Origin of the sequence: Rhodococcus sp. C1 (assembly GCF_020809065.1) — a bacterium.
GTDB lineage: Bacteria > Actinomycetota > Actinomycetes > Mycobacteriales > Mycobacteriaceae > Rhodococcus_F > Rhodococcus_F qingshengii.
This window is the reverse complement of the sequence record NZ_CP078080.1, coordinates 5,287,710-5,300,932: the sequence shown is the minus strand read 5'-3', so window position 1 is coordinate 5,300,932 and position 13,223 is coordinate 5,287,710. Positions and strand designations below refer to the sequence as shown.

The window sequence follows — 13,223 nt, the reverse complement described above, 5'->3', positions numbered from 1 at the left end:
GTCCTACTCCAAGTGCCGAGGGATGTCTGCGCTGAATCTATCGCGAGCCCGGCAGTACCTCACCGTGGTGCTCGTCCAGCAGGGGACTGCGGCGGACATCGGGGCGTCGGCTATCACCGAACACGACGGGTTGTCGTACGTAGGAGATTTTTCCTGCTACCGGGTGCTCGAACGATTCGACGACTCCGCGATACTCGGCCTGCGCGGAGGTGAGTGCCTGCTGGACGTCCCAGATTTCCGAGCCGGCGAGGCCCGCGTCGCCGAGAATACCGACCACGTCGGCGACGGTCTTTCCGGCAGCCCAGTTTTCGATCTCCTTGCGCAGTGCCGGTTCGTTCTCGGTCCGGGCGGTGTCGTCGGCAAATCGGGGATCTGCGATCAGGTCGACGCGATTCATCGTCTGCGCCAGCTTCTCGAAACCCGACTGGCTCGCAACTGCGAGGACGAAGAGTCCGTCGTCGGCCTTGTAGGTGTCGAACGGTGTTGACACCGGATGACGGTTGCCGACGCGTGGGGGAGTGAGCCCGGTGGATTGCAGTTGGCTGTGTGCTGTCGGCAGCATGGCGAGCATGCTGTCGAACATCGCGACGTCAAGGTGCTGCCCGAGTCCGCTCGCCCGTGCACTCAGCAGGGCGGTACTGATTCCCCAGGCGGCGAACAGCCCGGCGACCAGGTCTCCGAACGACTCACCCAACCGTGTCGGCCCGGATTCCTCCGAACCGGTGATGCTCATGATTCCCGAAAGAGCCTGGACTACAAGGTCGTAGGCGGCGGCTCCGGACATGGGCCCGTCCTGTCCGAAACCGGAGATGGACGCGTACACGATGCGCGGATTGCGAGCCCGCGCAGCCTCGTAGTCGATTCCCAGGCGCTTGGTGACGCCGGGGCGAAAGTTTTCGACGACGACGTCGGCGGTCTCGATGAGCGTCAGCAGCGCCTCACGGTCCTCGTCGTTCTTGAGGTTGAGTGCCACCGAACGCTTGCCACGATTGAGCACGTTGAAGTAGATGCTCTCGCCGTCGCGGAACGGGCCGAGGTGCCGAGAGTCTTCACCGTGTTCGGATTCGATCTTGACGACGTCCGCACCGGCGTCGGAAAGCAGTGCGGTGCAGTAGGGTCCGGCAAGGACGCGCGAGAGGTCGATGACCCGGATGCCGTCGAGTGGGGGAAGTGCAGTCATGTCCGCGCCTTTCAGAACTCGGTGGAACGCGGCGACGGAGCATTGCCGGCAATGGTGAGCAACTGGATCTGCGAGGTGCCCTCGAAGATGCGGAGAATGCGGCAATCGCGGTACAGGCGTTCGATTTCCGATTCGCGCATGAAACCTGCGCCACCGTGGATCTGTACGGTTTGATCGACGATCGAGAAGCAGGCTTCGGTGGCGACGTACTTCGAAATCGATGCGGCGCGGCGGATGTCCTGACCGGCGTCCTTGACGTCGGCGGCCCAGTCTGCGGTGACGCGTGATGCGACAAGTTGCGCGTCGCAGCCACCGAGGAGTAGCTGGATTGCCTGGAAGTCGAAGATCGGCGTGCCGAACTGCTTTCGCTCCGTTGCGTACTCGCGTCCCAGTTCCCAAGCGCGCAGAGCGATGCCGTTTGCCATTGCCGCTACGTCGATGCGTGCTCGGTTCAGGGCGGTCAAGGCAATGTTGCCGCCGCGACCTTCGGTGCCGATCACGGAGTCGAGCGGCAGAACGACGTCGTCGAGGTAGACGGTGTACGTCGGGGCCGAACGAATTCCCATCTTGTCCTGCGGCTCCGAGTAGCTGATTCCCGGAGTTCCCTTGGGGACGACGAAGGCGGTGATGCCTCGGAATCCTGCGCTCGGGTCCGTCTTGGCGAAGAGCATGACCAGGTCGGCTTCCTTGGCGTTGGAGATGTACGTCTTCGATCCGGAGAGATGCCAGCCGTCGTCCTCGCGTCGGGCGACGGTACGCATCGAGGCGATGTCGGAGCCGGCATCGGGTTCTGTGAGTGCAAAGCCGGCCAGTAGTTCGCCCGACGCGAGCTGGGGCAACCAGCGATGCTTCTGCTCTTCGGAGCCGCCGACGAGAATCGGCTCGAGGCCCAGGTAGTGGGCGGTGTAGATCGATGCCAGCGCGGCGTCGGTGCGTGCAACTTCTTCGATGGCGACCAGTTGGGTTCGTGTCGACAGACCCAGCCCGCCGAATTCCTCGGGCACGGAAATGCCCATGAGGTCCTGCTGCCCGAGGCGCTTGACCAGCTGCGCCGGGAACTCCTTGGACTCGTCGCGTGCGGCTGCTCCTGGGTGGATCTCGGCGTTGGCGAAGGCTCGGACAGTGCTGCGGAACTCTGCGAGATCGACGCTGTCGGTGTCGGGCGCGGTCTGGGTAGTCACGGGGGCTCCTTCGAGGCGGAATAGTTACGAATTTCATCTAATGAAATCTAATTGCCACTAGTTGGCATGGACTGACTATGGCCGAGGGTGGCGAATTTGTCCAGGGGTGAAGTTGTTGTGTCGCGGCTCACGTTCTGCAATGATCAACTTGTCTAAGCCTGTATAGACAAGATGATTGCGGATCGAACCCACTACAAGTCGGAAGCAGCGTGGCTTTCGACGGAAGGTGCTGACATGAGCCTCGTTTCAGTCGACACGACACCGGACTCCGAGAATGTGAGGAGGGTGTCCAGTACGTATTTCGAGGGCTTGTCGGCGGATCGATACGCTGCGCTCGCCGAAGACCGCAAGCTGGCGATTGTCGCCGCGCACATGGACCTTTCGCGTCGACGAGGACACAACTCGTCGATCTCGCGACTCGCGCCGGCCGGGGAGTTAGGGGATGGCCCCGCGATTCAATACGTCGGCGACGACATGCCGCAGCTCGTCGAAGCGGTCTTGGCGACACTTGCCCGTGCCCGCGTGGAACCTGAATTCGTGGTGCACCCCGTGCTTCGCACAGCCGTACAACCGGCGCACAGCACCGAAGACGCCCGGGCCGGGGAGCGCACCGAATCATGGATCCACATAGGACTACCCGCACACTGTTCGGACGCGCAGGCGCAGGTGATCGCGGACGACGTCGCCGGAATCCTCGACCGTATCGCGCGTGCCTTCCGCGATTCCGTGCCCCTGCGGGACCTCGTCGACGAGGCGCGCGAGCAACTGGACTCGAACGGCTACGCCGAAGAAGCTGACTTTCTCCGGTGGTGCAGCGCCGGAAACTTCAGTGTCATCGGTGGTGCGCGAACTGTCGACAGTGACGAGCCGTACGCCATCGGCGTGCTCCCCGATCCAACCGGCTCTTCGGATTCGAAAGCGGCGCCCCTCGCGATTGCAGTGGTGTACCTCCGGCAAGGGTTCGGTGGATCCGAATACGCCACCGAGATCGACGTGTCCGTCGGCGACCGTGTGTACCGATTCGTCGGGTTCTTCACCGCGACCGGTATCGTCGCCGACGTCAGGCGAACCCCGCTCGTGCGAGGACGCGTCGCAGACATCTTCGAGGCCTCAGGATCCACCGTCGATTCGTTTGTCGGACAATCGATGCTGGCAGTGATTCAGTCGATTCCGGTCACAGTGCTCCTGGCGGCCGAGCCGGCCCGAATCGCGGACGCGCTGGACGAACTCACTTCCGTGGACGGCCGCACATCGATCCATCTGTTCTTGCAACCGGTGGGAAGTTCCCCGGTCACAGGGCGAGATCAAGAGTTGTCGGCTTTGCTCTTCGTTCCGCGCGAGAAATTCAGTACGACGATCAGAACAACGGCCGAGTCGGTACTCGCCGACGCACTCGGTGCCCACAATATCGAGTTCTCCAGTCGAGTCTCGGAATCCCCCTTGGCCGTCGTACATTTCACGGCCACAGTCGGCGGCGGCGCGAACTTCGCGTCGGCGCGACAAGCACGGGAGATTCGGGACCTCGTCGTCGACGCGTGCCTGACGTGGGACGAACGATTCGTTCTGGATGCTTCGCACTACGACGAGCGGCGCAGGCGTGCTCGGTTCGCCGAGCGCGTTCCGGTGGCATACAAGCAGGATTTCGACGCTGTCCGAGCCGCCGAGGACATGGCGGTGTTCGAGGGCCTCGCGCCCGGAGAAGTAAGTCCACGGTTGGCCCGTTCTGTCGACGGACCGGGTACTCACCGTCTCGGGCTGTACGTCTCGGGTGATCCGCTCTCGCTGGGCGAGGTGCTGCCCGTATTGCAGAGCCTGGGCGTCGAAGTGGTCGACGAACGTCCGTACGAGATCGCACCGGTGGGAACCGAACAGTCCAGGATCTACGAGTTCACGCTCTACTACCCGAGTGCTCCGGTCGAAGGCTTCGACAACTTTGCCGCGCGATTCGGGGCGACGTTTGCCGCGGTTCGAAACGGTGACGCCGAGCCGGACTCGTTCAACGAATTGGTCGCGATCGCGGGACTCGGCTGGAAACAGGTAGTGGTGCTGCGGGCGTACGCGGAGTTCTTGCAGCAAGCGGGATTTCCTTACAGCACCGGTCGCGTCGCCGAGGTACTTGCCGATCATCCCGAGATCGCCGGCAGATTGTGCGAATTGTTCGAGAGCCGTTTCGATCCGGACGTCGTCGACGGAGATCGAGGTGCACGTGCAGCAGCGGACGTGGAAACGGCCGTGGCACAAGTGCAAGGACTCGACGCCGATCGGATCCTGCGCGCGTTGTCCGAGCTGGTCCGTAACACGTTGCGTACCAACTATTTCGTGTATCCCACTGAATCGCTCGGCGCGCTCTCGTTGAAGTTCGATTCGGAGAAGCTGTCCGTATTGCCCTTCCCTCGACCGAAGTTCGAGATATTCGTGTACTCACCCGATGTAGCAGGTGTGCACCTTCGCTTCGGTACGGTGGCTCGCGGCGGCTTGCGCTGGTCGGATCGGAAAGAGGACTTTCGCACCGAGGTACTGGGATTGGTGAAGGCGCAGGCAGTCAAGAACGCAGTCATCGTGCCTGTCGGAGCGAAGGGCGGATTTGTCGTCAAACGCCCACCGGTTCCAGGGCTGGGCGCAGACGCAGACCGAGAAGCTGCGTTGGCGGCCGGGATCGATTGCTACCGATCCTTCATTCGCGGACTACTCGATCTGACCGACAACGTCGACAAGCAGAGCGGGGCCGTTGTCGCGGCGCGGCGGGTCGTTCGCCACGACGGGGACGACACGTATCTTGTTGTCGCCGCGGACAAGGGAACTGCGAAGTTCTCCGACATCGCGAACGAGGTTGCCGCGGAGTACGGATTCTGGCTCGGCGACGCCTTCGCGTCCGGCGGGTCGGTCGGCTACGACCACAAAGCTATGGGTATCACGGCGAAGGGCGCCTGGGAAAGTGTCAAGCGGCACTTCCGTGAGCTCGGCCTCGATACCCAGCACGATGACTTCACCGCGGTGGGGATCGGAGACATGAGTGGCGACGTCTTCGGCAACGGTATGTTGTGCAGCAAGCACATTCGCCTGATCGCGGCGTTCGATCATCGGCACGTGTTCGTCGATCCGAACCCGTCGCCTGATCGCTCGTACGACGAGCGATCACGTCTCTTTGCGCTCCCACGATCCTCGTGGGCCGACTACGATCCGACCTTGATCAGCGCGGGCGGCGGAGTGTGGGAACGCTCGGCGAAGCGCGTTCCGATCAGTGGCGAGATGCGAGAAACCCTGGGCCTCGAGGGCGACGTCACCGAACTGACTCCACCGCAACTGGTTCGGGCGATTCTGCGGTCCCCGGCAGATCTGTTGTGGAACGGCGGCATCGGAACGTACGTCAAGGCCTCCGGTGAGTCCGACCTCGAAGTCGGCGACAAGAGCAACGACGCCGTTCGGGTGAACGGCAACGAAGTGCGTGCCCGAGTGATCGGTGAAGGAGGCAATCTCGGCCTCACCCAGGCCGGACGGATCGAATACGCACGCGGCGGTGGACGGATCAACACAGACGCCCTCGACAATTCGGCTGGAGTCGATTGTTCCGACCACGAGGTGAACATCAAAATCCTTCTCGACTCCCTGATCAGCTCAGGCGTCGTCACGGACTCACGTCGTGACGCACTACTCGAATCGCTGACCGACCAGGTCGCAGAACTCGTTCTCGCAGACAACCGTTCGCAGAACGAACTAATGGGTACCACGCGGGCGGATGCGGGGGCGATGATCGGTGTGCACGGCAGAGTGATTTCCAACCTCGAATCGCGCGGGATCGTCGACCGTGTCATCGAAGGGTTTCCGACCAAGAAGCAGTTCGCCGCGGCCGAGAAGTCGGGAACGGGGCTGACGTCGCCGGAACTCGCCACACTGATGGCCCACGTCAAGCTCGATCTGAAATCCACGCTGTTGGAAGGAAGCTCGATCGACAACCAGATCTACCGCCAGGTGCTGGCGAACTATTTTCCGGAGGGCGTTCGAGTTGCAGGGGGTGACGCCCTCGACCGGCACCCACTTCGTCGCGAGATCGTCGCGACGGTGCTGACGAACAACGTCATCGATCGAGGCGGTATCACCTATGCGTATCGGCTCGGTGAAGAAGTCGGCGCTGATCCGGAAGACGCAGTACGTGCCTTCACTGTGGTCTCCGAGGTGTTCGGACTGTGGAAGCTGTGGCACGACATCAGCGAAGCCTCGATCTCGACCGCAGTGTCCGACGAGTTGATCCTGCTCACCAGGCGACTGCTCGACCGGGCGTCACGGTGGATGCTGACACGTCGTCCGCAACCGCTGGCCGTCGGGGCCGAGATCAGCAGATTCGGTGATCGCATCGCGGAGGCGTCGGCAGAGCTCGATGACTGGCTGGTAGGCGCAGATCAGCGGAACCTGGCTGCGCGAACGGTCCTCATCACGGACAAAGGCGCGCCGGAGAACCTGGTCAGGCGAGTGGAGATATTGCTCGATCAGTTCGGACTGCTCGACGTGGTGGAGATCGCGGACCTCGCCGATCGGACGATCTCGGAGACCGGCGAACTCTATTTCCGGCTCGGTGAGCATGTTGGGCTCGTCCCGATGCTCAATCGAGTGTCGGCATTGAGCAAGGACGGAAAATGGAACGCGTTGGCGAGGTTGTCGTTGCGGGACGAGTTGTACTCGACGGTGCGGGCCCTGACCCTCGACGTCTTGGCCGACGCGGAAGCGGGTGACACGACAGCGGAAAAACTCTCGAGGTGGGAAGAAAGGAATGCGTCGAGAATCGAGAGGTCCACTCTCGCGCTCGCAGAGATCGAGGCGTCCGGGCAACACGATCTTGCTGCGCTTTCGGTTGCGACCAGCCAATTGCGGCGCATGGTGGGTTAGGTCCGGCGCGGACGCTCGCGGATGGATCGGAAAGGTGCACGAGGCGGATAGACTTCGGAGGCCGAACGGGAGAACCGACTCGGTGGTTTTTCGACGAACGGGTGGTGGCGATGGCGATTGCCGAAGTGGACGCAGAACTCGCCGTGCTGTTCAACGAGGCAGGCGGCGAGTCCGCCCCTGCCTACGAACGGGTCAAGAACCTCGTGGTCTCGCAGATCAACTCGGGTCGGTGGACCGAAGGCGATCAGCTGCCTTCGGAGAATCAACTGGTCAGTGCGCTGGGGTTGTCACGAATGACGATCAATCGAGCGCTTCGCGAACTCACCAGCGACGGTCTGATCGTGCGGATGATGGGGGTCGGTACTTTTGTCGCCGCCACGAAGACCGCGTCCCCGCTGTTCGAAGTCAAGAACATCGCCGACGAGATTCAGCGCCGCGGCCACCGTCATCGAACCGAGGTCGTCTTCGTTCGTGAGGAAGAAACCGACCACGGGCAGACGTTCCTTCGTGAATCGGTGGGCAAACGGGTGTTCCATTCGCTGATGGTGCACTTCGAGGACGAAACTCCGATTCAGGTGGAAGACCGATTCGTGAATCCGAACGAGGCGCCAGACTATCTGCGCCAGGACTTCACCGCGATCACCCCCAACAACTATTTGAGTGACGTTGCGCCTCTGGTTCGCGGCGAGCATGTCGTGGAAGCGGTGTTGGGTAGCCCGGACGAATGCGAGCTGTTACGCATCGATCGCGGGGAACCGTGCCTGCTGATTCGCCGCCGCACCTGGTCGGCTAACGGATTGGTCAGCGCGGCGCGCTTGATCCATCCGGGTTCACGCAATCGCTTGGAAGGAACCTTCGAGCGCTGATCGTTTCGAATGGCGAATCCTGAACACTCGCTCGTCCGATTGCACCATTTTCGGGGCCGACTTCGGTGCAATCGACCAGGACGTGACTGCCAGCACACTGAGATCATGGGTGGACGGTTATTGCTTCCGCAACTTCACTTCCCGACGAGTGAGACCTGAGCGGATCCCAGCAACGCCGTCTACGCCGCTCGCTTCCATGATCGAAGGAGTTCGACCTGTGACCGACTTGCCAAAGGACCTACTTGTCGCCCCGAAGTGGCAGGAACGCCTCGACGAACTGGCAGCCAAGCATTCGGTACCGGGCGCGCAGGTCGGTGTGATCGCGCTGGGCGAAGACGGCGCAGCGGACATCCGTGTCATCACCACCGGAGTGACGAGCCTGAACACGCGCGTCGACGTCGATGCAGACACCCTGTTCCAGTACGGATCCGCGAGCAAGATCTGGACGACGACGCTGATCATGCAGCTCGTCGACGAGGGCAAGCTGACGCTGGACACCCTGGTGGTGGAGGTGCTTCCGGAGTTCACGATCGCGGATCCTTCCAACACGAAGGAAATCACGATCCGCCAGTTGCTCACGCACACAAGCGGTATCGACGGAGACCTGTTCAACGACACCGGTGACGGTGACGACTGCGTCGAGAAGTACGTCGACGAACTCGCGACCGCGATCAGCGTCACCGAGCCCGGCGGGCATCTGAGTTACAGCAACGCGGGTTTTGCCGTTGCCGGCCGCATCGTCGAGGTCCTTCGTGAGATGACGTGGGACGAGGCGTTGGTCGAATATCTCTGGAAGCCACTCGGATTGACGCACATCATCACCAAGGCCAAGGACGCGCCGCTGTTCCGCACGGCCGTCGGCCACGTGGCCAACCCGGATCGGACGTCGCCGGACAAGGTGATTCCGACCAAGCAGTGGCTGCTTCCGCGCGGTATCGGTCCGGCCGGGATCATCACCGGATCGGTCAGCTCGCTCCTGACCTTCGGTGCTGCACACATGCGTGACGGACTCGCATTGACGGGTGAACGCATTCTGTCCGAAGAATCCGCGCGCCTGATGCGCACTCCGCAATTCGACCTGACCGCGGTCTCGAGCGTCGATCAGGCCTGGGGTCTCGGCTGGATCCTGTCCGACTGGGGTGGCGTGACGTCCGCGCAGCACGGTGGTGCGACGATCGGCCAGATCACTCGTTTTCACACCTTCCCCGAGCTCGGTCTCGCCATGGCCGTGGTGACCAACTCGCGTGGCGGCGGCGCCCTGGCCCACGACATCGAGAAGGAGATCGCCCAGGAGCTCGATCTCGTTCTGCCGGAGCCGAAGTCCGAGCCGAATGCGGAAGACATCGACCTGTCGCACATTCTCGGAACCTATGAATCGACAACCGTGCGAATCGAACTCACGCGCGGTGAGGACGGCGGATTCCAGGTGCAGAACTTCGCCAAGGTCGAGATCGACGGCGAGCCGCCGGCTCCGCCCACCAAGGTCGTGCCTCTGTCTGCCTCCCGGTTCTTGATCAGTAACGAGAGCGCTTCGGGTGAGATGGCGCATCTCACGATCGATGGCGAGCAATATCTTTACATGACAAGGCTTTTCAAGAAGATTTCCGACTAGTCGCGGCGAGATGATTCTCTCCGCTGAATGAAATCTCGGGCAGGTCGAAGGCGATGAGGGCCCTCGACCTGCCCGCACTACTTTTCGAGGAAAACTCATGATGAAACCTCTCGCTCCTTTTCCGGACGTGAATCACCCCGCGGCACTCGATGCTTACGGCCTTGCGCCGGTCATCGACGGTCACAACGATCTGGCCTGGACGGCTCGCGAAACTGCCGCATACTCGGTGGAAAATCTCGAGAAGGATTCCATCTTCCAAACCGACATCGACAAACTCGGTCGCGGCGGCGTCGGTGCGCAGTTCTGGTCGGTCTACACCCCGTGTGACCGGACGGAGCCAGAGGCGGTTCAGTACACACTCGAACAGATCGACTACGTGTACCGGATGATCGAGCGATACCCGGATACTTTCGAATTCGCGCGTACAGGTGACGACGTGCGTCGCATCTGGAGCGAGGGCAAGGTCGCATCCTTGTTGGGCGCGGAGGGCGGTCACAGCATCGGCAGCTCGCTCGGTGTCCTGAGAATGATGGCGCGCCTTGGTCTTCGGTACATGACGCTGACGCACAACGACAACACCGGGTGGGCGGACTCCGCGACGGATACGCGAGCGCATGGCGGCCTCACCGACTTCGGTCGCGAGATCGTGCGCGAAATGAATCGGCTCGGCGTACTCGTCGACCTGTCGCACGTCTCGGTGGAAACGATGAGAGATGCCATCGAGACGTCTTCGGCGCCGGTGATTTTCAGCCATTCGTCGTGCTCTCAGCTATGCGGTCACCCCCGTAATGTTCCCGACGACGTCATGCGACTGCTCGCGGACAACGGCGGGGTCATCATGATCGCCTTTGTACCCATGTTCCTTTCTGCCGAGTACAACGAGTGGTTCAAAGGCGGGCGAGTCGGCCCACGACCGACGATGACAGTGGACCATCTCGCCGACCACGTCGAGCATGCCCGAGACGTCGCGGGCATCGACCACATCGGTTTGGGCAGTGACTACGATGGGTTCGACGACTTTCCGGACGGTATGCAGGACGTATCCGGTTTCGCGGTGTTGATAGACCGTCTGGCGGAACGCGGTTGGTCCGCGGAGGACTTGGCAAAGCTGATGGGCAACAACGTGTTGCGTGTGCTCGACGAGACCAGTGCGGCCTCGATGTCGAGCCTTTCCTAGCCGTATCGACGCCCGAGAAGATGAGGATGAGAATGAAGAAGATTCGTACCGTTGCACTGAAGCTGGTTGCTTCGGTGTCCGTAGTTCTGGTTGTGCTGGTATCGATAGCGCTCGTATTCAATGTCGGCTCCAGCAAAGCGAGCGTTCCGGCCGGGGAGACGGGCAACCAGTTCGTGTCCGTCGACGGAAAGAACATGAGCTACTCGATCCGCGGCAACGGCGATCAGACCATAGTGCTGTTACCCGGGTTCGGAACGTCCGCACCGATTCTCGACTTCACACCGCTTGTCAACGAGCTCGCACCTGACTACCGCGTCGTCACGATCGAGCCCTTCGGTTACGGCTACAGTGACGGAACGGACAAGGACCGCACGACTGCGAACATCGTCGAAGAGATTCATACGGCAGTACAGTCGCTGGGAATTGACGAATACATCCTCATGGGGCACTCGATCACTGGTCTCTATGCGCTGGACTACACCGCGAAGTACCGTGACGAGGTCACCGCATTCGTGGGTATCGACAGCAGTGTTCCAGGGCAGCCGAACATGGATACCAAATTCCCGATCGACGCACTCCGAGTTGGAAGGCAATTGGGCTTGGCGGAATTGCTGTCCAAGGTCGTCGGTGGTGAAGCCTCGGACGAGTACCTCGATCCCGCCGCAAAGGACGAGATGCGACAGTTGACTGCGAAGAACAACTTCAGCGATACCTATCTCAACGAGATGGATCATCTTTCCAGTAACTTCGCTGAAGCAATCGGCAAGACGTTCCCAGCCGATCTTCCGATTCTGTTATTCGCCGTGAACAATTCAGAAGTTCAGGGCTGGACAGAGCTGCACGAGGGGCAGGCAGCCTCCGTCGATCACGGAGAGGTGATCTTGCTGGACGGAGACCACTACCTGCACCACACCAGGTCGAAGGAAATCGCCGAGAACCTCGGAAGGTTCTTGGGTGAGCTGAACTGAATCCGGGAGGACGTTAAAGTTGAAGGCGGGGCCATCGAGTCGAGATGGTCCCGCTTCTTTCTTCTCCACTGATCGTTCGGAGGCATTGTGGCGCAGACCTGGTCACGCGAAGAACTGGTGAGCGAGCTGGACTCGGCGTATTCGAAACTCGAAGCGTTACTCGACGGCGTCGCCGAGGCCGATGCGTTCGACGCCGTTGCCGTCGACGCGTGGACGGTGCACGACGTACTCGCTGTGCGTGTCTGGTGGGCAGAGGCCGTCGCAGAGTGGATAGGTGCCGGGCTGCGAGACGAGGCTCCGCAGACGCCGGCGGCGGGTTACAAGTGGACGCAAACACCCTCACTGAACCAGTCGGTTGTCGACGCGAGCATCGACATTCCGGCTCAGGAGCTTCGTGACCGCTTGGGAGCTGCTGTTGCGATGTTGCGCAACTACATCGAGACCCTTGACGAGAATCAACTGCTGTCGGTCGGGGTTTTCTCGTGGACCCGGACGTGGCCGGTCTCGAGGTGGATCGCCGTCAACACGATCACCCAATACGCGTCGTTGTCGAAAATGATTAGGCGAGTGCTGAAGTCGAACAATCAGCCCTGAAGTCGATGCATCCGCCATACGTCCGGTCCGTCGGGGAGCGAGGTCTGGCCGACGATCGTGAAACCGAACCGTTGGTACAGCGGTAGATTTCGTTCGGTCGACGTATCGAGCCAGCAATTCTGTTCGGTTCGATCCAGTTCCGCCAAAGCATGTTTCAGTAGCGCAGAACCCAATCCGGTTCCGCGTGAGCGCGGCGTCGTACCGATCGTTGCCAACGACCACGCGTTGTCGGGGACGGGAAGCGCAGACAGTTGTTCGTCAGCCTGAAGAACGCGCTCGAACCGATCTCCGTGCAGTTCGACGATCTTCTCGACGGTCGCTTCATCAGGCTCTGGAGTGTCCGGCGGCAGGACTGCGATGACGCCGTTGCCGGAATCGTCGATGTAGGAACGCCCGAACGGTAGTGCCAGGTGTTCGAGGTAGATCCGTTGCAGAGTCGCGACGCGTTCCACGTGGGAGTCTTCGGCGACGCACCAGTTCGTCCAGGGGTAGTCGGCAAACGCCTCGCCGAGAACCTCGGCGGCACGGTCGAGGTCGTCGATGGACAGCGGTCGAACAGAATTCTGCATAGTGCCACTTCAGCACAGTGAGGTCTTCCGTCGCCACTCGATTTCTGCGGTGTAGCAGGTGCGCGGGTCGTGGTCACGTACTTGTGAGTTCATTCAAGAAAGTTGGACGAGGCTGTCGATCCTGCGTTGACTGGTAGTGATCGGGCAATCGCCGAGCTGTCAACTCCGGGCACGTGAGATCCGGGTACGGCGATT

9 protein-coding genes are annotated in these 13,223 nt (G+C 61.4%); 6 read left to right on the top strand and 3 right to left on the bottom strand.

Features of this window, described 5'->3' with window-relative positions:
* Positions 1–37: 37 nt before the first annotated feature.
* Both KTR60_RS24365 and KTR60_RS24360 read right to left on the bottom strand, forming a co-directional pair.
* On the bottom strand, positions 38–1,180 hold the full coding sequence (locus KTR60_RS24365) for a CaiB/BaiF CoA transferase family protein (RefSeq protein WP_003940060.1): 1,143 nt from the start codon (positions 1,178–1,180) through the stop codon (positions 38–40).
* A gap of 11 nt (positions 1,181–1,191) precedes the next feature.
* Positions 1,192–2,361, bottom strand: coding sequence for an acyl-CoA dehydrogenase family protein (locus KTR60_RS24360; RefSeq protein ID WP_228401335.1), 1,170 nt, complete (start codon positions 2,359–2,361; stop codon positions 1,192–1,194).
* A 234-nt stretch (positions 2,362–2,595) separates the two neighbouring features.
* Here KTR60_RS24360 and KTR60_RS24355 point away from each other — a divergent pair, with 234 nt between their 5' ends.
* The 6 genes from KTR60_RS24355 to KTR60_RS24330 all read left to right on the top strand — a co-directional run bounded on the left by KTR60_RS24355 (position 2,596) and on the right by KTR60_RS24330 (position 12,459).
* Complete coding sequence (locus KTR60_RS24355; protein ID WP_228401334.1) at positions 2,596–7,242, top strand: NAD-glutamate dehydrogenase; 4,647 nt, start codon at positions 2,596–2,598, stop codon at positions 7,240–7,242.
* 110 nt (positions 7,243–7,352) lie between these two features.
* Positions 7,353–8,108: a histidine utilization repressor gene (gene hutC / locus KTR60_RS24350; protein WP_024487384.1), complete on the top strand. Its 756-nt coding sequence runs from the start codon at positions 7,353–7,355 to the stop codon at positions 8,106–8,108.
* Positions 8,109–8,325: 217 nt separating this feature from the next.
* The gene (locus KTR60_RS24345) at positions 8,326–9,720 is read left to right on the top strand and encodes a serine hydrolase domain-containing protein (RefSeq protein ID WP_003940270.1); all 1,395 of its coding nucleotides are present in this window, start codon (positions 8,326–8,328) and stop codon (positions 9,718–9,720) included.
* A 97-nt stretch (positions 9,721–9,817) separates the two neighbouring features.
* Positions 9,818–10,897: a dipeptidase gene (locus KTR60_RS24340; protein WP_228401333.1), complete on the top strand. Its 1,080-nt coding sequence runs from the start codon at positions 9,818–9,820 to the stop codon at positions 10,895–10,897.
* Positions 10,898–10,929: 32 nt separating this feature from the next.
* On the top strand, positions 10,930–11,865 hold the full coding sequence (locus tag KTR60_RS24335; RefSeq protein ID WP_007732711.1) for an alpha/beta fold hydrolase: 936 nt from the start codon (positions 10,930–10,932) through the stop codon (positions 11,863–11,865).
* Between the two features lie 87 nt (positions 11,866–11,952).
* Entirely contained in the window at positions 11,953–12,459 is a 507-nt protein-coding gene (locus tag KTR60_RS24330; protein WP_228401332.1) for a ClbS/DfsB family four-helix bundle protein, read from the top strand.
* On the opposite strand, the gene KTR60_RS24325 is transcribed toward KTR60_RS24330, so the two are convergent.
* A complete protein-coding gene (locus KTR60_RS24325) occupies positions 12,450–13,028 on the bottom strand; it encodes a GNAT family N-acetyltransferase (protein ID WP_058037659.1) in 579 nt (192 codons plus the stop codon). The two genes, KTR60_RS24330 and KTR60_RS24325, sit on opposite strands and share 10 nt — an antisense overlap.
* Positions 13,029–13,223: the final 195 nt, after the last annotated feature.

Excerpts from the sequence above, each read along its gene's own strand:
- KTR60_RS24365 (WP_003940060.1), bottom strand. The coding sequence starts at position 1,180 with ATGACTGCACTTCCCCCACTCGACGGCATCCGGGTCATCGACCTCTCG.
- KTR60_RS24355 (WP_228401334.1), top strand. The coding sequence starts at position 2,596 with ATGAGCCTCGTTTCAGTCGACACGACACCGGACTCCGAGAATGTGAGG.
- hutC (WP_024487384.1), top strand. The coding sequence starts at position 7,353 with ATGGCGATTGCCGAAGTGGACGCAGAACTCGCCGTGCTGTTCAACGAG.
- KTR60_RS24340 (WP_228401333.1), top strand. The coding sequence starts at position 9,818 with ATGATGAAACCTCTCGCTCCTTTTCCGGACGTGAATCACCCCGCGGCA.
- KTR60_RS24335 (WP_007732711.1), top strand. The coding sequence starts at position 10,930 with ATGAAGAAGATTCGTACCGTTGCACTGAAGCTGGTTGCTTCGGTGTCC.
- KTR60_RS24325 (WP_058037659.1), bottom strand. The coding sequence starts at position 13,028 with ATGCAGAATTCTGTTCGACCGCTGTCCATCGACGACCTCGACCGTGCC.